Below are 18,700 nucleotides of genomic sequence, written 5' to 3' on the forward strand. Positions count from 1 at the left end.
TTTAACGCGCGGCTGGCTGTCAGAAGGTTTCCCAGTTGCTGTCGCTGCTGCCCGTGCTGGCGGTGGCCACAGGGCGCAGCGGTGCGGCGCTCGGTTTACCCGGTCTGGCGTTCAACAGCGCGCTGTGACCGTTGACGCGAAACACGGCAACGGCCTGACGCAGCTGCTCGGCCTGCTCTTCAAGCGCAGCGGACGCGGCGGCGGACTCCTGCACCAGCGAGGCGTTCTGCTGCGTCACACTATCCATCTGCGATACGGCCAGGCTCACCTGCTCAATGCCTTTGCTCTGCTCATCGGATGCCGAGGCGATCTCGCCCATAATATCCGTCACGCGAGTCACCGCATTGACGATCTCTTTCATGGTATCGCCCGCTTCCGCAACCAGCGTGGTGCCGGAGTTGACGCGGTTGACGGAGTTTTCAATTAACGTTTTGATCTCTTTTGCCGCCTGCGCGCTGCGGCTTGCCAGCGTGCGTACTTCACCTGCCACCACGGCGAAGCCACGACCCTGTTCGCCCGCGCGCGCAGCTTCCACGGCGGCGTTAAGCGCCAGGATATTGGTCTGGAAGGCAATACCGTCAATTACACTGGTAATATGGGCAATCTGCTGGGAACTGTCGGAGATCTCGCTCATCGTGCGTACCACGTTGCTCACCACCTGACCGCCGCGCGCAGCGGTGTCAGAAGCGGTTTTCGCCAGCTGCGACGCCTGACGAGCGTTATCGGTGTTCTGTTTCACCGTTGCAGTCAACTGCTCCATGCTGGCGGCGGTCTCTTCCAGCGACGCGGCCTGCTGCTCGGTACGTGAAGAGAGATCGTTATTGCCGGTCGAGATTTCGCTGGCACCGGTATAGATCGAGTCTGAACTGCTGCGCACCGCGCTAACGGTTTTCACCAGCGAAGATTGCATCTCATGCAGACCGGCTGCCAGCTGGCTCATCTCGTTACGCCCCTGTGCCGCAATCGGCTGCGTCAAATCGCCGCCGGCAATGGCGCGGATATGGTTCATGATGCTGTGCAGTGGGCGCAGCAGCAGGTGCTGCAGGCCGAGCCAGATCATCACCATCACCGCAATCACCACCAGCAGAATTACCCCCAGCGTCCACTGCATACTGGTAAAGCTATGCTGGTTCTGCTGTGCGGCGGCCTGCAGGAAGGTGTTGTTTTCGGTGCGCCATTTGGCGTAGCTGGCATCCATCTCATCCTGCGCTTGCTGCGCATCCAGGTTGCCATAGGCTTCATAGTTGTTAGCGCGCAGGAAGGCGATCGACTGCTGCAACACATCGTGCATTTTAGTGATCTTCTGCGCGACGTCGTCCGCCAGTGCGCTCTCCTGCCCGGCGACGCGCGGCGTGCTTTTATAGTTACTGAAATAGGCTTCAGATTTCTGCAGGGAATCGGTTGCGGTGTTGAGCAGCTTTTCGATGCTGGCAAGGGAGGCCGGATCGCGCTGGTTTTTCAGGAAGCGGATCGCCACGCGGGTGACGGTGACGCGGGTTTTGATCAGCGTATTCACGCTGTCGCCAAGGTTTTCTTGCTGCGCATTCAGAACGCCGGTGTTCTGGAAATTTACCCGGTCGTTATTGACCGCCGAGTAAAAAAGACCCCCGGTGACCAGTTGAAGAAGGCAAAATATCGAAAGCGCGATAATGATGCCGGTAATAACACGTATGTTTTTGAGCATGGTCATAGTCCGTAAAAGAGTCGGGATTGCTCAACTACTATCGACCTGGCCCCTGTTAACTTTACGATCGCTTATCAAACACCTCACCCCGGCGCAGTGAAGTGTCTTATGCGTCACAGTTTGCTCTTCTTTTTCCGCTGTTTCACCGCCAGATCGATGCGCGGAGCCAGCAGTTCGGCCACCGCTGCAAACACCGGCACCACCACCGAGTTGCCGAACTGGCGATACGCCTGGGTATCAGAAACCGGGATGCGGAACGGCTTTTCGCCCACCTTCTCAAAGCCCATCAGGCGGGCACATTCGCGCGGCGTCAGGCGACGCGGACGACGCGCCTGGTTCTCCGCGTGGGTAAAGTCTGCCTCGCCCAGCGCTCTATCCCAGCCGCGATCGATAAGAATTTCAGAACCATCTTTGTGATAGCGCGCCGAGAGGGTGCGCGCCACGCTGTCGGCGTTTGTGGGATCGACCAGCCCGAAGCCGAAGCCGTTACCTTTGGCTGCGTGCTTTTTGGCATAGCGATAGAGGTAATCCCACAGTTTGGGCGAGAGCACATACTTACTGTCGACGACAGGCTCCAGGAGTTCACCAAAGGTCGGGCGCTGCTGCGGATAGAGGCGGTCGATATCGCGCAGCGTAAAGCCGTTGGCGAGATTGAGGTCGCGGCGAAAACCGACCAGCACAATGCGCTCACGGTGCTGCGGCAGAAAGTGTTTGCCGTCGATAATCTTCGGATCGTTTTTGCCCGAGGCCTCTGCGTCAGCGACGTCGTAGCCCAGCTCATCCAGCGTATTCATGATCACGCTGAAGGTCTTGCCTTTATCGTGGCTCTTGAGGTTTTTGACGTTTTCCAGCACGAAAATGGCCGGGCGGCGGGCTTTGATAATCCGCGCAACGTCGAAAAAGAGTGTCCCCTGCGCTTCGCACTCAAAGCCGTGCGCCCGCCCGAGGGCATTCTTCTTACTGACGCCTGCAAGGCTAAAGGGCTGGCAGGGGAAACCGGCTAACAAGACGTCATGTTCAGGAATATGTTGCGCGATATGGGCGTAGGCCTGCGCTTCAGAGATGGCGGGGTTGCCGCTCAGCGTCACTTCACGGATATCCTGATTAAAGGTGTGCGTGGCGCTGTCGTTATACCAGTTGGCTTTATAGGTGCGCACCGCGTTATTGTTCCACTCGCTGGTAAAGACGCACTGCCCGCCAATCGCTTCAAACCCGCTGCGGATGCCACCAATACCGGCAAAGAGATCGATAAAGCGAAAACGGTAATCGGGATGGTGCGCGGGCGGGGAGGGCAGCAGCCCGCGCAGCAGGGTTTCTTCGGCAGCGGTGAGGGTTTTCGCCGCGCTTTTGCCGTTAACCCAGCGGTTGAGCGCTTCGCGGCTCCACTCAGATTTGCCCGCTTTCTTTAACTGCTCTGCCACATACTTTTGACCATAGATGTCGAGTACCTGGTTGAGTAGCGCACGATCCCGTGCCTGTTGCTGCAAAGCTTCTGCCTGCGCCAGCTCTTCCTGCGCGAGTGAATCAAATTCCGCCATGGCGTCTCCTTGGGTGTAGGCCGGGAAATATATCACTCATTTGACCCGGAGGAGAAATGCCGCACATCAGGATCGGTTCCACGGCATCTTCGCCAGCAGCAGCGCCATGCCGCACCAGCCGCTTAATCCCGCGAAGAGCAGGCCTGCGCCAACAAACCCGGCGAGCAGAAAGAGTGCCGGATTGAGCAGGTAGCCGAGCAGCACGCCAAGTAGCACCAGGCTGCCCGCGACGATCTGCACCTGCTGCATCAGCGGGCGCGGCTGAGCGCTATCCTGCACCGTTGGCAAACCCGCGCGCTTCCAGTTCGCCAGCCCCCCTTCAAGCAGCATCACCTGAGCAGGCGCGGCGGCCTGGATTAGTGCCTCAACATTTTTCTGGGTACGCATCCCGGACTGGCAGTGGAAAATCACCGTTTGCGCGGGTTTTTCACTGCTCAGTCTTTTACCGGCCAGCAGATCCTCCAGCGGCAGGGAGAGGGCATCGGGCAGATGTTCGCGGCGAAACTCATCTGGCTGGCGAATATCAATCAGCGGCACGCCCTGCTGCTGCTGTATACGCGCATCGCGCGGGGTGATGGTGCTGTAGTGCATATTCAGACCTCCGGGCAGTAGATGCCCTTGAGTGTGTTAACGATATGGTTCACGGCGGGATCTTTGATGAAGTAGGTGATGCGTTGCGCCTGACGCACGCTCTCAATCAGCCCCTCATCCTTCATGCGTGTCAGGTGCTGCGAAGTGGCCGACGGGCTAAGACCGGTCAACGCCGAGAGCTCGCCCGCATGGGTGCCGGGCACATCGCAGAGCATGCACAAAATCAGCAACCGTCGCGGGTGACTCATCGCTTTCAGCAGCGCAGCGGCCTGCTCTGCCTGGTTCTGTAACTGCGTAATATTCGAGGGTGACATGATATTTTAGCTTTTTCTAAATTTAGGAAAATCTAAAATACAAATGGGAAAGAAGCAAGCGCAACGTGCATCCGCTGCGCTCACAGAGTAAGCCGGTTCTGACGGAGTTGGCGCGGCACCACCGCGCCACGCCTGGGTAAGCTACGGATGACGCCAGCGCAGCGTGGCAGGAAGAATGCGCTGCGGCGTGGCCGGTTCGTTGCCGTCCACCAGCTGCGTGATGATATCGAAGCAGTCCTGCGCCAGGCGCGGGATATTCTGCTCGACGGTATCGATGGGAAGAGAGAGCGAATCATAGAGATAGTGATCGTCGAAGCTGGCGATATGGATATCGCTCTCCATCAGGTGATGCTGGCTCATATAGCGCAGCACCCCTTCGAGCAGGCCGCAGGCGGCGGTAAACAGCGCTTTTGGCGGGCGGCCGAGGCGCGCGCAGAGAGCGGCGAACATCTCATATCCGCTGCTCGGGTGATAGTTACCGTGAATAATCCACTCCGGGCGCGGCGTGACGCCAGCGCGCTCAAGGCCCTGCATAAAGCCCGCCAGACGATCTTTAGTCGGCGATAAGCGCGGCTGGCCGCCAAGAAAATAGATCTCGTCCGGGTTGGCGCGCGCCAGGCGCTCAACCAGCTCGGCGGTGGGGGTCAGCGAATCAGTGATCACCAGCGGCAGTTGGGTGTCGCTGATATGGCGGTCAAACAGCACCACCGGCAGCTGTTCGCTCAGCTTTACGTAGTCGGCGTCGTTCAACATGCTGGAGGCGACAATCAGGCCATCAACCTGGCGCGACACCAGGTTATTCACCACCACGGTCTCCTGGCTGGCGTTTTCATCCGTGCAGGAGATAAGCAGCTGAAGACCCGCTTCGCGACAGAGGTTTTCCAGCTCGTGAGAGAAAACGGCGAAACCATAGTTAATGATCTCCGGCACCACCAGCCCCAGCGTATGGCTGCGGTTTTCGCGCAGCAGGCGCGCGTAAATACTGGGCTGATAGTGGTGCTGCTGGGCAATCGCCTGCACGCGCTCGCGCGTCTCCTGGGCGACGCGCAGCTCTTTGCCGCGGCCGTTAAGCACCAGGCTGGCGGTGGCTTTTGACACCCCCGCCAGCGCGGCAATATCACTGATGGTAACGCGTTTAGGTTTTCTCACGGTTTGGCATCGCTCAAAGAAACAAGCGCTTATTCTACCATGCAAGCACGTAACGACCAGTAGCGCGCCCGCACTTCTGCATCGCCCGTAAGCGTTAAGTGCGCAGGCTGCTGCGGGAAGTAGCGGCTGCTCATCACCCCTTCGCCGTCATTGATAAAGATCTCCACACTTGAGTGGTCACAGAGGATCTGCAACTTGCGCGCCGCGCCTTGCCAGTAGCGATAGTGCCACTCGCCGCTCTCAAAGCTTCTGCGCGCGAGACGCAGTTCACTCTGCCTCCACTCAAGGATCAGTGTGTCAGCGAAGTTCAGCGTGATATCGCCTGCGCTCTCCACGATTAACTCCAGCGACGCGGCATCCAGCGCGGGCAGCGCATCGGCGTGGCCGTTGAAAATCTGCCCGGCGTCGCGCAGCGCCTGAAGCTCGACGACCGGCTGTTGATAAAGCTTACCGTTGCGCGAGGTTAATTCGCGCAGGCAGGTCATCTGGTGGATCCAGCCATTGGCGACGGTAGGCTGGCGCATCTCTTCCCCATCCGGTACACCCATCCAGCCGACCAGTAGACGGCGGCCATCTTCGCTCTGCGTGGTTTGCGGAGCGTAGAACTCAAACCCGGCATCCAGCTCATGAAACTCGCCGTGGCGAAACTGCGCGTTAGCGTAATCCAGCTCGCCGCTGAGATAAGCGCTCGGATGGGTATTGAGCCAGCGCTTCTCATCGCGCGTAATCCCCTGCGGGCAGCAGATAAGATAGGTGCTGTCGCCGAGCGTGAAGAGATCCGGGCACTCCCACATATAGCCCGCATCGCCCAGGCCGTTGAGGCCGCTACCGGCAATCTCGCCAAGATTCTGCCAGTTCCACAGGTTTTCTGAGCGCAGCAGCAGCACTCTGCCTTGTAAGGTGAGATCCTGTGCGCCGAGCACCATGTACCAGATGTCGCCGTGTCGCCACACTTTCGGGTCGCGTACGTGTCCGGTGTAGCCGTTTGGCAGCGGGATCGCCGGGCCGAGCTTGTCGAAACCGCCGGTGCGGTTCTGCACCGCCAGACACTGCCAGGCGGTGCGCGTGCCGTCGTCAAACTTAACGTTGCCGGTGTAGCAGAGCGTCAGTACGCCGTCGTTATCCACGGCGCTACCGGAGTAGCAGCCACTGCGGTCATACTCTTCGTCAGGCATCAGCGCGATAGGCTCATGCTGCCAGTGGAGTAAATCCGCTGAACTCCAGTGCCCCCAGCTCTTATGTTGGTGCTGGCAGCCCAGCGCATTCCATTGGTAAAACAGATGGTAACGCCCACCCATCTGGATAAACCCATTGGGATCGTTGAGCAGCCCGGTGACCGGCGCCAGGTGCCAGCTCGGGTAGAAGGCGTCGCTCAGCGCTTTCGGCTGGCCTTTCATCACCGCCTGTAAAATGGCGGGCAGCAGAGAATCAGATGCCATTATTCCGCGTCCGTTTTGTATTTCAGCAAGAAGGAGAGAATGAAGGCGACGCTAAACGCGATAGCCATACCGATAATATAGTTAAGCAGCGAGCTGGCCTGCACAATTGCCAGACCCGGCAGCCCGGTCAGTCCCACCGCCGTCATATAGACATGCATCGACACCACCCACGCGCCGCCGACCGCGCCGCCAATTAACCCGGCGATAAACGGTTTCATAAAGCGCAGGTTGATACCGAAAATCGCCGCCTCGGTAATACCGAGCATCGCTGAGAAGGCCGAGGGCAGGGTAATCGCTTTGATTTTCGCGTCTTTGGTTTTAAACCACACCGCCAGGCACGCGCCGCCCTGTGCAAAGTTAGCCATTGCCCAGATTGGCAGCAGGAAGTTAACGCCAATCGACGGGTTACCGAGCAGCCCCGCCTCAATGGCGTGGAAGCTGTGGTGCACGCCGGTGATGACTATCACCGAGTAGAGACCACCAAACAGTAGCCCCGCCAGCCAGCCCGCGTGGGCAATCAGGGTGCTGAGCACAAACGAGATGCCGTCGCCCAGCGCGCGGCCCGCCGGGCCAATAATCAGCATGGCGATGAAGCCGGAGATGATCACCGTCAGGAATGGGGTGAGGATCAGATCCAGCGCGTCCGGGATCACCCGGCGCAGCTGTTTTTCCAGCATGCTCATAAACCACACCGCCAGCAGTACCGGGAAGACCGTCCCCTGGTAGCCAATCATCGCCACCTCAATGCCGAAGAAGTTCATGGTGTGGAAGCCCGCCGCCACGCCCCAGGCGTTGGTCAGCGCCGGGTGGGTGAGGATGCCGCCAAGCGTTGCGCCGAGATAGGGGTTGCCGCCAAACTCGCGCGCGGCGGTAAAGCCAATCAGGATCGGCAGAATGATAAACGCCGCCGAGCTGAACATATCGAGCATGATATAAAGCGCGTTATCCGGGTTGACCCAGCCGTAGGTTTTCACCATCCCCAGCAGTCCCATCAGCAGGCCAGAGGCGACGATCGCCGGAATGATCGGCACGAAGATGTTCGACAGCAAACGGGCGATGCGCTGGAACGGGTTCAGCTTACGTGCGGCGATGTCCGCGGCTTCCGATTTGCTCGACTCGCTAATCCCCGCCTCGGCAATAAACGCGGCGTAAACTTTGTTCACCACCCCGGTGCCGAAGATGACCTGTAGCTGCCCGGCATTACGAAAACAGCCCTTCACGCCGTCGATTTTGCCAATCGCGGCGGTGTCTGCTTTCGCGTCGTCCACCAGCACCAGACGCAGGCGCGTCGCACAGTGCGCGGCGCTGGCGATATTCTCTTTGCCGCCGAGCAAGGGCAGCAGCGAGCGGGAAATTTGTGCAAAATCCATAACAACCTCTGTCTTGTTTTTGAGCTTTCAGGCTACGCAAACGGCCCCCGCAGGGGCCGCGCTATCAGAACCAGGTTTCCATCTGTACGCCGAAGTTCCATTCACCGCCGGCCTTGAAGCCAGCGCTGCCGAAGGCGTCGTCACCGGCGTAGTTATCCAGCCGGTGATCCCAGTCCATCCAGGTAGCAAACAGGCGGATTTCCGGGCGCTTGAGGAACTCGCCGACATCGCTCGCTTTCAGCGTGGGGGCAACGGTCAGTTTGTAGAAGCTGCCGCTCACGTTATTGCGGCTGTTGTAGCCTTCCGGGCGCAGATCCATGTACTGATAAGTCCCTTCATACTGCATTTCAAAGTTCTCCGTCAGCCCCTGAATCAGGCGCACGTTGGCGGTCGCCCACTGGTAGCTGTCGCCTTTGACGTAACGATCTTTACTGCTCTGTGCCAGCACCGCCGGGGCAATGTGCCAGCCACCGCCGAGCGGCGTAATGCCGTAGCTCGCCAGGCGCCAGGTATCGGCCTGCGACAGCAGCGCGCCGTCGGAGCCGATGGCTTTCACTTCCGCACCGAGGCCGTGACCGTAGAGCAGCGCGGTTTTCGCCGAGCCTTCACGCAGGCCGTAGAAGCTGTCGTTGTGCAGGCCGAGCAGGGCATGAACGCCGTTGTCCGCCGCGTCGCTCTTCACTTTATTGCCTTCCAGATCGAGGCGGTCGTCATTATCCTTCGCGCGCATGCCGCTGACCATCAGCTGCAGCGGGCCATAGTAGTTGTTCAGCGACAGGATGTAGTTCTGCGCGCTGTTTTCACTGTTTTCGATATCGCCAAAGGTGCGGCCGTAGAGGGAGAGGTTGCTGCGCGCCTCGTCGCTCCACTTCATGTCGTATACCCCGGCACCGGTCCCGGCGAGGAAGACCACATCGGAGTCGATCCAGTGAATATCGAAGTTATCGCGATCGAAGCGTTTCCCGGCCCAGACGGTGGAGTCTTTAAAGGCGCCGGTAAAGCTCGGCAGATGGCCGATTTCCGTAAAGGCCTGACGCAGGTTGAGAGCGCTGGTGGAGGCGGTCCAGTCGTTATAGGTGCGCTGGCCGTCGGCGAGCATCACTTTAAAGCGGGTCGTCGCGCCGTTGGCGAGGGTCTGTTTATGTTCGAGATTCATCTCGACATAGGTATCCGGTTCGTTACCCAGACGACCCACATGGCCGCCGGTCTCGCCGGCTGGCGTCACGGTCGGACCGCCCTGGGTTTTGCTCGCCGAATCGCTCATCAGCAGGCCGGAGCGGGCGTAGCCGTGGAACTCAAAGCCGCCTTCATCGCTGGCTTTCTGCTCCAGTTTGGCGGTGCGCTGCTCAACTTGCGTGGTGGTGGTGGCGGTTTTTTGCTGGGCGGCTGCCAGCTGCTGAGCCTGTTTTTCCGCAGCCTGCGCGCGGCTTTCGGCGGCATTGGCACGCTGTTCAGCGGCCTGTAAGCGCTGCTCCAGCGCGGCAAGACGGGCTTCAATGCTGCTCATGCTCGGATCGGCGGCCTGTGCCGCTCCCGCGCTGAGAATAAGACCAAGGGTTATGGCGAGCGTGCTTTTTTTCATCATTTTGCATCCCTAAGGAAGAGCCATCATCACAGAGTTATTTTTGCTAAACCGGTTTAGGTGTCGAATCATAATCGCGCATAATTTCAGGACGCAATGAAATTAGCTAAACCGGTTTAGTGAATGTGAGACGGCTCGCAAAACGAGACGTAAGCGCGCAACGTCAGGCGAGTTGCTCCTCAAGCTGGTGGCGCCAGGGCAGGGCGGTCATCGCTCCTTTGGCGGTGGTTGCCAGCGCGCCGCAGATCTGCGCGCTCGCCAGCCGCGCGGCCAGCTGCGTTTCGCCATCGGGCAGGCCGTGCTGCGCCAGCCCCCACAGCAGACCGGCAACAAAGGCGTCGCCCGCGCCGGTTGTATCCACGCTTATCACCGGCAGCGTCGGGTAGTGGTAGCACTTACCATTCAGGCAGGCTTTCACTCCGGCTTTGCCCTGAGTGACCAGCAGCAGGGTGAGGCCATAACGCGCCGCCAGCGCAGGCAGGCTCACCTCGTCAGCGGGCGCGTCGGCAATAAACGCCAGCTCCTCTTCCGAGAGTTTCACCACATCCGCCAGCACCAGCGCGCGTTCAATGCAGTGGCGAAGCTGGGCGCTGTCGGCCCATAAATCGTGGCGAATATTGGGGTCGAAGCTGACAAATCCGCCCGCGCTGCGCACCCGCTCCATGGCGCTGAAAGTGGTGGAGCGTGAAGGCTCAGCCGCCAGTGCAATCGAGCAGCAGTGCAGCCATTCGCCGCGGGCAAACGGCGGCAGATCCGCTTCAGCGAGAAAGAGGTCAGCGCTCGGGCGCACCATAAAGGTAAAGGAGCGTTCACCCTCTTCATCGAGCGCCACTACGACGGTGGAGGTGCGATGCTGCGCATCGGCGCGCATCCAGGCGGTGTCGACCTGCTCTTTCGCCAGCGTCTGACGCATAAAGTGGCCGAAGGGATCGTCGCCGACGCGACCGATAAAACCGCTATTTCCCTGTAAGCGCGCAATGCCGACCGCGACATTGGCCGGTGCGCCGCCGGGGCACTGCATCAGGCAGGCATCCCCTTGCGGTAGCAAATCCACCACGGCGTCACCCAGACACCAGACTCGAGCTGACATGATTTTCTCCCAATAATGAGTACCGCTAAACATTAACTAAACCGGTTTAGCCATTCAATACTGATGGTGGGTTTATTGCGCTTTAGGGATGTAGAGCCGCTTCTGATTGATAGAGGGAAGAGTATGTTGGTGTAAAAAAGCAATGAAATCCGGGGGCTTTTATCACGCATTGAAGAGTGGAAAAATGCGCTTTCGAGGAAAATTGCAACATCAGGACGAAAAATGACGCTAAAACCGCTTTACGAGATGTTGAGCAGCATCGCTGTGATAGTGATGCTGTGGCTGATGTACAAAGCGTTCGTTTGGGTGCGAAAGCTTTTTATTGAGGCCCATGTCTGTAAACACGGTATTGCTGCTAATGCTGATATCGTTGCTTTTCATCGCACGAACAGGATGGATCGCACCTCGGTCTGGTGCGAAATAGGGGTGCGGTTTACCACGCGGGAAGGGCATGTTGAGCAGGCCTCTATCACCGTGCCGCTGGCGTATAAGGATGCGAACCGCCTGGCCGCCGGGGATGGCACCACCATAAAATATGACCCGCATAAACCGGAGCATGTTGTGCTGTACGATCGCCCCCTTATCCTCGGCGATTGATTTGTTAAAAAGCGTAAACAACTCTTACCGCTTTGCCCTGCCATTTTTCATCCTGAACAAAACGCCGTTCTGAATAAAATGCCGCTAACTGTCGGTAAAATAATGGCGTAATTAGCGTAAATCCCTTCAATGTCACAAAACCCGCAAAAAAGACCCCTTCGCGTTGCATCGGGTGGCTAAGGCGCTATATGTTAAATTTGTGTTTACAAAATGATAAATAGGGGTTTGTTCATGGAGATGAAAAAAAGCGTACTGGCGGGCGTAGTGGCGGCTCTCTTTTCCTCTGCCGCTCTCGCAGCGGTCCCTGCGGGCTACCCGGCGGATTATCAGAAAATCGTCGATGCCGGCACCAAAGAGGGCAAAGTGGTGGTCTACTCGACGACCGACACCAAAGCCGCTGGGCCGCTGATCAAAGGGTTTGAAGCGCAATATCCCGGTATCAAAGTTGAATATAACGATATGAACAGCACCGAACTGTATAACCGTTATCTCAGCGAGCAGGCCTCCGGCGGTGGCAGCGGCGACGTGGTGTGGAGTTCGTCAATGGACACCGCGCTGAAGCTGGCGACCGAGTACGCCGATGAGTATGCCTCCCCTGAACAGAGCAAACTGCCGAAATGGGCGGTCTGGCAAAACAAAGCCTACGGTACCACCTACGAGCCGGTGGTCTTTATCTATAACAAACGCCTGATCCCGCAGGGCGATGTTCCGGATTCCCACACTGCGCTGGCAAAGCTGATTGCCAGCCAGACCGATAAGTTCAAGAGCAAAGTGACCACCTACGATATCGAAAAATCGGGGCTTGGCTTTATGCTCGCCGTTGAAGACAGCAAACATGATAAAGAGTATTTCACCCATCTTGCAGATATCGCCAAAGGCGGCCTGACGGTGCAATCCTCCACCGGCACCATGATGGAGCGCGTCTCCTCCGGTGAAAACCTGGTGGGCTATAACATCCTCGGCTCCTACGCCGAAGCGCGCGCGAAAGCGGATAAATCTTTAGGCGTCTCCTACCCGAAAGATTATGTGCTGGTGCTGTCGCGCGTCTCCTTTATCAGTGCCGAAGCGGAACACAGCAACGCGGCGAAATTGTGGTTTGACTATGTGCTCTCCGAAAAAGGGCAGAGCATACTCGCAAGCCAGGCAGATATTCCCTCCCTGCGTAACGATATCGAAGGCAGTAATGATATCGACGGCATGACCAAACTGCTCGGCGATGCCCTGAAACCGATCCCGGTTGATGAGTCGCTGCTTGAGTATCTGGAGCCGAAAAAGCGTCTCGAATTTATTAAACAGTGGCGCACCGCCGCCGGGAAATAGAGGCGTTGCCGGTTGTGTGTGGCGCTGTCCGCACACAGCCCTTTCTCTCTCATCTTCTGACCACAGGGATCTTCTATGAATATCGTGCGCAGAAAATGGCAAGGGTTACCGCGCGGCGTAACGGTCCTGATTACCGCCCTGGTGATCTACGTTCCGTTATTATTTATCGTCGTACAGAGTTTTCTTTCAGCGCCTTTCTTCTCCCGCAGCAAGGAGCTGAGCCTCGAATCCTTCGCCTTTATCTTCACCGACCCCGATTTTTACCTCGCCTTAAAGTCCGGCTTTATTCTCGCCTTCGGGCTGGTGTTTATTGCCATTCCGCTCGGCGGCATTCTCGCATTCTTAATGGTGCGTACCGACCTGCCGGGGCGGCGTTTTATTGAGCCGCTAATCCTGGTGCCCATTTTCGTCTCGCCGATGGTGCTGGGTTTTGGCTATGTCGTCTCCGCCGGGCCAGTGGGCTTCCTGTCGCAGTGGGCGCAGCAGCTGCTGGGGTTTGTGCCGTGGAATATCTACTCGATGTTCAGCATTGTGGTGATCGCCGGGCTGACGCACGTCCCGCACGCCTATCTCTATATCTCATCGGCGCTGCGCAGCGTCGGCTCGGATGTGGAGGAGGCCGCGCGCACGGTGGGGGCGTCGCCTTTACAGGTGATGACCTCCGTTAGCCTGCCGATGGTTCGCCCCTCCATTCTTTACGCCTGCGTCCTGCTCTTTTTCCTTGGGCTGGAGGTGTTCGGCCTGATGCTGGTACTCGGCGATCCCGAGGGCAACATGGTGCTGGCCACCTACCTCTATAAGTTGACCAACAAACTCGGTACTCCCTCTTATCACCTGATGGCCGCAGTGGCAGTGGTGCTGATTTGCATCACTATTCCGCTGGTGATGCTGCAACGTCGCTTAATGCGCACCGCTAACCGCTTTGTCACCATGAAGGGCAAAGCGTCGCAGGCGCGCGCACTGCCGCTGGGCAAATGGCGCTGGGTAGCGGGTGCCGTGGTGGTGGCGTGGCTGACGGTCACCATTGGTGTGCCGCTGCTGGGCGTGGTGCTGCGCGCCTTTATCTCCCACTGGGGGGTTGGCGTCCCGCTGTGGGATAACGTCTCGCTGGAGACCTTCCGCAATATCTGGCAGCAGCCGAACTTGCTGCGGGCGATTGTTAACTCGATGGCGATTGGCGTCTTCGGCGGCGCGCTGGCGGTGATCTGCTATCTGTTTGTCGGCATCGCTATGCACCGCAAGCAGGATAACGTCACCCGTTTCCTCGACTACAGCGTGCTGGTGCCGCGCGCGGTACCGGGGCTGCTCGCCGGGTTGGCCTTTTTGTGGGTCTTCCTCTTCTTACCGATGTGGCTCGATCAATCTCTGAAAAATGGCTGGCTGTCGGGTCTGCCGGTCTCCGAGTGGCTGCGTGACAACCTGATTGTCTGGCTGCGCTCGCTGCGCAACACCATCTTCAGCGTCTGGCTGGCCTACACCGTGGTGTGGATGGCCTATGGCCTGCGGCTTATCTCTTCAACCCTGCTACAGGTCGGGCCGGAGCTGGAAGAGGCGGCGCGCAGCACCGGCGCGAGTGCCGGGCAGGTGACCCGCCATGTGACGGTGCCGCTGTCGCGCTATGGTCTCATCGGCTCCTGGCTGCTGATGTTTTTGATCTTTGAGCGCGAATACTCCACCGGGGTGTATCTGCTCTCGCCCGGCACCGAAACCATCGGCTCAATGCTGGTGTCGCTCTGGGCGGCGGGCGCTATCGATATTGTCGCGGCCCTCTCGTTTATCAATATTTTGCTGGTGGTCATCGGTCTTGGTGTGGCCCTGCGTTTTGGAGTGAAATTACATGATTGAGCTAACGGTAGAGAACTTACACCTGACCTACGGCGACAACCCGGTATTAAAGGGCGTGTCGATGGATCTCAAACGTGGCGAAGTGGTCTCGCTGCTTGGCCCTTCGGGCAGCGGAAAGACTACCCTGCTGCGCGCCGTCGCCGGGCTGGAGAAGCCCACCCAGGGGCGCATCACCATTGGCAAAAACGTGGTCTACGATGGCACACCGCGCAGCGAAGTGCCGGCGGAGGAGCGTAATCTCGGGCTGGTGTTCCAGTCCTACGCCCTGTGGCCGCATAAAACCGTATTTGAGAATGTTGCCTATCCGCTGAAGCTGCGCAAAATCGCCACCCAGGAGATGAGCCAGCGGGTGCAGAGTGTGCTCGATCAGCTTGGACTCGGCGCGCTCGGCCAGCGCCACCCTCATCAGCTTTCGGGAGGCCAACAGCAGCGCGTCGCCATTGGCCGCGCGCTGGTCTATAACCCGCCGGTAATCCTGCTCGACGAACCGCTCTCCAACCTCGACGCCAAGCTGCGCGAAGAGGCGCGCGTCTTCCTGCGCGAGTTGATCGTCAAGCTCGGGCTGTCGGCGCTGATGGTGACACACGATCAGAATGAGGCGATGGCGATTTCCGACCGCATCCTGTTGCTCAACAACGGGGTGATTGAGCAGCAGGGCACGCCGCAGGAGATGTACAGCAAGCCTTCAACGCTCTTTACCGCCGAGTTTATGGGCAGCAACAACCGCCTGCATGGCAAAGTGACGGAAGTCTCCAACGGTCGGGCGCGCATCGAAGGGGCGCAGTGGGCGCTGTGGGGTGTTGCCGGTCCGGGCGTCAGCGCGGGACAGGAGGCGACGGCGGTGATCCGCGTAGAGAGCCTGCGGCTGACGGAGACGCCGCAGGATAACTCGCTGGATCTGCCGATGCTCACCAGCATGTATCTTGGCGACCGCTGGGAGTATCTCTTCCGCACGCCGGTCGATGATTATGTGGTGCGCGTCTACGGTACGCAGTCGCGCGCGGCGCAAAACTACCGCGTGGTGCTGCCTGCCGATCAGCTATGGATCTTCCCGAAAAAGTGATGGCTACGGCAGGGAAACCCAGCGATAACCGAGCACAACGGTAAGCAGCACAATGGTGCTTACCGCAGCAATATGCATCAGCAGATCCGCCGCGCTAATGTGCGTCGGATGACAAAGCGAGAGCAGGCTCAGCGCCATACAGGCGACGCCTGCACCCGCAGCGCCAAGGCTGCGGGCGGGAAAGAGCGTGCGGGTGCGGCGCAGGTAACCGACCACTATCGCCGCCATCGGCACGCTCACCGCCAGCATAAAGAGGTAGCAGTTTGGCCCCTCGACCACGCCGCTTGCCGGAGCGCGATGCAGATGCAGATTCAAAAAGGTTGTTGCCAGCCAGAGGCCGATCAGCGGCGCAAACCAGCCCCAGCCGAGCGGGCGCTGCCCGGCAATGCTGATCAGAAAGGCGTTCCGGATTGCCAGCGTGCCGGTGGCGAAGGTGAGCAGCAGTTGCAACATGGCCCACGATGCCCCGGTGTGCGACCAGTCGGTCTGCGTTCTGTTTAACAGCAGGCTGACTATCACCCCACAGGGCAGCGCCACGGCAAGCCAGCTCGCCACACGCCAGCTGCTGCGCCAGGGCCGTTTCACCGGCTCTGCCGAACGGCCAAGTTTCTCAATTAACCACTCATGATCGGCCATGAAGGGCTCCTAACCGACGAAGATTATTCAGGGCGCGGTGCAGCAGCGATTTGACGGCGGAGACCGTCAGGTTGTGCTGCGTCGCGGTTTCAGCAAGGCTCATTTCGCGCAGGTGAAAATGCTCAATCACCTCACGCTGGCGTGCGGGTAGCTGGGCAAGCAGCGCCGCAAGCTCCTCCTCATGCAGGCTGGGTGAGCTTGCCACCGGCTCCGGTAGCCGTTCATCCGCCACCTCCCGCTGTTGGTGGCGGCCGCGTTTGCGCAGCGCATCCACCGTACGGGCATGGGCAATCGTTATTAGCCAGGGCAAAAATGGCGCGGCGGGATCGTAGGTGTGGCGAACCCGGTGCAGGGTCAACAGCACATCCTGAATCACATCGTCGACCAGCTCGTCGTCGGCGATCTGCTTATGCGCAAGCGTGCGGATAACCGGCACCAGCGCTTTGAGCAGGCGGGTATAGGCCTGACCGTCGCCTGCCTGCGCCCGGGCCATCAGATGCGGCCACTCTTCCCGCGCTGCCACCTCTTTTTCCATCATCCGCCTTAGGTTTTTTTGCCGCTCGCTGCGTTCAGGGCGTTAACCACGATCGTCGGCGTTAACACCTGCGGCAGGATGGTCGGCGCACCGCCATCCGCCGGGTAGACGACATAGAGCGGCAGGCTGCCCTGGCCGAGCTCGTTGAGCGCGTCATCAATATCGGCGTTAAATTTTGTCGAGTCCGCCACCATATAGAGCGTGCCGCTCTTCGCCAGTGCCGTTTTGACCGCCTGGGTTGAGAGTGAGGTCTTCTCATTCACCTGGCAGGTGATGCACCAGGAGGCGGTGAAGTTGACGAAAATCGCTTTCCCGTGCCCGCGATTCTCCGCCACTTTTTGCGGCGACCAACTGGTCTCCTCCACCTGCGATGAGGCAAGCGCCGCGCCGCTCTTCACCACCGACGGGAGTGGCGCAAGGGCGGCTACTATCAGCAGTGCCGTCGCGGTGAAGAGCCCCTTATGGCCGCGCCCGGCGAAGCGGCGCTGCTGTGCCATGCCATAGAGCCAGGCGGCGAAGCTCACCACTACCGACGCGGCAATGATCGCTGCCAGCGCTGTGGTGCCTGCCTGCTGCGCCAGCACCCACACCAGCCAGCCAAACGCGCCGAACATGGGAAAAGCCAGCCCGCGTTTCAGGGTACTCATCCACGCGCCGGGGCGCGGCAGCCATTTGCCGAGGGCGGGGAAGAGCGAAATCAGGCTAAACGGTGCGGCAAAGCCGAGCGCAAGGGCGAAGAAGATCGCCAGCGCGACGGCGGGCGGCTGCACCAGCGCGTAGCCAATGGCGCCAGCCATAAACGGCGCGGCGCAGGGCGTTGCCACAATAATGGAGAGCGCGCCGGTCAGTGCCGCACGGATAAACGCCCCGCGCTCAACACGGATCTCCCCGGCCCGCTGTACAGAAAGACCCACTTCAAACACGCCGAGCAGGTTGAGCGCCGCCGCCAGCACAATCAGCGCCAGCGCGGCAATAACCAGCGGCGACTGGAGCTGAAAGCCCCAGCCAACGGCGCTGCCGCCAGCGCGCAGCGCGAGCAGGATCCCGGCGAGGATCAGCATGGTTGCCACTGTACCGAGCAAAAAGCCCAGCCCTTCACGGCGGGTTTGCCTGAGATCCTGGGTATGGCGCAGCAGGCCCAGCGCTTTCAGCGAGATAATCGGAAATACACAGGGCATAAAGTTGAGAATAATGCCGCCTGCGAAGGCGGCGAGCATGGCGGTTAACATAGCGCTTCTCTGCCGGAAAAAGGGTTAGTTACGAATGGGATTTCGCATACTGCTTCACCGCGTCCATCGTTTTCTGGATATGCGTTTCCGGGTTTCTGTCAGTGTAGCTCAGCAGGATCTTGCCGTCCGGCGCGATAACGTAAGAGGTGCGATCGGAGAGGGTTTTGCCCTTCATCTCCATCAGCGTGTCGTATTGCGCCGCCACTTTCGCGCCCGGATCGGCGGCAACGGTAAATTTATCGCGACACTCCTCTTTGGAGAAGGCATCCACCTGATCGGTATTACCGGCGGTAACGCCAATCACCGTCGCGCCGAGCTTTTTAAAATCATCGGTCGCTTCGGCAAAGGCGTGGGCTTCAATAGTGCACCCTTTACTGAATGCCGCCGGGAAGAAGTAGAGCACCACCGGCCCTTTTTGCAGCGCTTGCTTAAGGGAGAGGGTGAGCGGTTTTCCCGCCAGCGCCCCCTGTAACTGGAAATCGGGTGCCTGCGAACCGGTGGGCAGCGCCGCCTGGGCGCTGGCAACATTCAGCAGGGCTGCGGCAGAGAGGCTCAGAAAAAGTTTTTTTATCGGGGTCATTGTGCGCTCCAGGTCAACGTTAAGTGTGCGTTCATCTACAGTTCGCTGGCGCAGAGGAAAAGGTTTCGCTGGCGGTGAAAAAAAAGTGAAAAATCTCATACAGCGCCGCAGCGGACGGACGAAATCATAAGATTTATC

General features: G+C 59.2%; 17 protein-coding genes. 4 read left to right on the forward strand and 13 right to left on the reverse strand.

Annotated features, from left to right (window positions below; genetic code table 11):
- Positions 1-19: 19 nt before the first annotated feature.
- The 9 genes from tcp to PU683_RS08515 all read right to left on the reverse strand — a co-directional run bounded on the left by tcp (position 20) and on the right by PU683_RS08515 (position 10,757).
- Positions 20-1,684, reverse strand: a complete 1,665-nt coding sequence (gene tcp, locus PU683_RS08475; protein WP_277171079.1) for a methyl-accepting chemotaxis citrate transducer — start codon at positions 1,682-1,684, stop codon at positions 20-22.
- Positions 1,685-1,797: 113 nt separating this feature from the next.
- A complete protein-coding gene (locus PU683_RS08480) occupies positions 1,798-3,222 on the reverse strand; it encodes a DNA cytosine methyltransferase (RefSeq protein ID WP_277171080.1) in 1,425 nt (474 codons plus the stop codon).
- A gap of 66 nt (positions 3,223-3,288) precedes the next feature.
- Positions 3,289-3,813 (reverse strand): rhodanese family protein, encoded by a 525-nt coding sequence (locus PU683_RS08485; protein ID WP_277171081.1) that lies wholly within the window; start codon positions 3,811-3,813, stop codon positions 3,289-3,291.
- Between the two features lie 2 nt (positions 3,814-3,815).
- Complete coding sequence (locus PU683_RS08490; protein ID WP_277171082.1) at positions 3,816-4,127, reverse strand: ArsR/SmtB family transcription factor; 312 nt, start codon at positions 4,125-4,127, stop codon at positions 3,816-3,818.
- Between the two features lie 141 nt (positions 4,128-4,268).
- Positions 4,269-5,276 carry a substrate-binding domain-containing protein gene (locus tag PU683_RS08495; protein ID WP_277171083.1) on the reverse strand — a complete coding sequence of 336 codons (1,008 nt, stop codon included), beginning with the start codon at positions 5,274-5,276 and terminating at the stop codon, positions 4,269-4,271.
- Positions 5,277-5,305: 29 nt separating this feature from the next.
- Positions 5,306-6,715 (reverse strand): sucrose-6-phosphate hydrolase, encoded by a 1,410-nt coding sequence (locus PU683_RS08500; protein WP_277171084.1) that lies wholly within the window; start codon positions 6,713-6,715, stop codon positions 5,306-5,308.
- Positions 6,715-8,085, reverse strand: coding sequence for a sucrose-specific PTS transporter subunit IIBC (locus PU683_RS08505; RefSeq protein WP_277171085.1), 1,371 nt, complete (start codon positions 8,083-8,085; stop codon positions 6,715-6,717). Before PU683_RS08505 ends, PU683_RS08500 begins: the two co-directional genes overlap by 1 nt.
- A gap of 64 nt (positions 8,086-8,149) precedes the next feature.
- A complete protein-coding gene (locus PU683_RS08510; protein ID WP_277174241.1) occupies positions 8,150-9,667 on the reverse strand; it encodes a carbohydrate porin in 1,518 nt (505 codons plus the stop codon).
- 163 nt (positions 9,668-9,830) lie between these two features.
- Positions 9,831-10,757 carry an aminoimidazole riboside kinase gene (locus PU683_RS08515; RefSeq protein WP_277171086.1) on the reverse strand — a complete coding sequence of 309 codons (927 nt, stop codon included), beginning with the start codon at positions 10,755-10,757 and terminating at the stop codon, positions 9,831-9,833.
- Positions 10,758-10,979: 222 nt separating this feature from the next.
- On the opposite strand from PU683_RS08515, the gene PU683_RS08520 reads away from it, so the two are divergent.
- From PU683_RS08520 to PU683_RS08535, 4 genes are all read left to right on the forward strand, one after another.
- Entirely contained in the window at positions 10,980-11,354 is a 375-nt protein-coding gene (locus tag PU683_RS08520) for a DUF3592 domain-containing protein (RefSeq protein WP_277171087.1), read from the forward strand.
- A gap of 231 nt (positions 11,355-11,585) precedes the next feature.
- Positions 11,586-12,674 carry an ABC transporter substrate-binding protein gene (locus PU683_RS08525; RefSeq protein WP_277171088.1) on the forward strand — a complete coding sequence of 363 codons (1,089 nt, stop codon included), beginning with the start codon at positions 11,586-11,588 and terminating at the stop codon, positions 12,672-12,674.
- Positions 12,675-12,749: 75 nt separating this feature from the next.
- On the forward strand, positions 12,750-14,519 hold the full coding sequence (locus PU683_RS08530; protein ID WP_277171089.1) for an ABC transporter permease: 1,770 nt from the start codon (positions 12,750-12,752) through the stop codon (positions 14,517-14,519).
- Positions 14,512-15,582: an ABC transporter ATP-binding protein gene (locus PU683_RS08535; protein ID WP_277171090.1), complete on the forward strand. Its 1,071-nt coding sequence runs from the start codon at positions 14,512-14,514 to the stop codon at positions 15,580-15,582. Before PU683_RS08530 ends, PU683_RS08535 begins: the two co-directional genes overlap by 8 nt.
- Positions 15,583-15,585: 3 nt before the next feature.
- Here the strand turns inward: PU683_RS08535 and PU683_RS08540 are convergent, their stop codons facing one another.
- From PU683_RS08540 to PU683_RS08555, 4 genes are read right to left on the reverse strand one after another with little or no spacing between them, the layout of a single operon-like run.
- Entirely contained in the window at positions 15,586-16,218 is a 633-nt protein-coding gene (locus tag PU683_RS08540; RefSeq protein WP_277171091.1) for a DUF1109 domain-containing protein, read from the reverse strand.
- The gene (locus PU683_RS08545) at positions 16,205-16,753 is read right to left on the reverse strand and encodes a sigma-70 family RNA polymerase sigma factor (protein ID WP_277174242.1); all 549 of its coding nucleotides are present in this window, start codon (positions 16,751-16,753) and stop codon (positions 16,205-16,207) included. The genes PU683_RS08540 and PU683_RS08545 overlap by 14 nt, the downstream gene beginning before the upstream one ends.
- Positions 16,754-16,761: 8 nt before the next feature.
- Positions 16,762-17,982 (reverse strand): protein-disulfide reductase DsbD family protein, encoded by a 1,221-nt coding sequence (locus PU683_RS08550; protein ID WP_277171092.1) that lies wholly within the window; start codon positions 17,980-17,982, stop codon positions 16,762-16,764.
- Positions 17,983-18,010: 28 nt separating this feature from the next.
- Positions 18,011-18,562, reverse strand: a complete 552-nt coding sequence (locus tag PU683_RS08555; protein ID WP_277171093.1) for a peroxiredoxin — start codon at positions 18,560-18,562, stop codon at positions 18,011-18,013.
- Between the last annotated feature and the right edge of the window lie 138 nt (positions 18,563-18,700).

The organism is Candidatus Kosakonia sp. 282A-S69 (genome assembly GCF_029433855.1).
Classification (GTDB): domain Bacteria; phylum Pseudomonadota; class Gammaproteobacteria; order Enterobacterales; family Enterobacteriaceae; genus Kosakonia; species Kosakonia cowanii_A.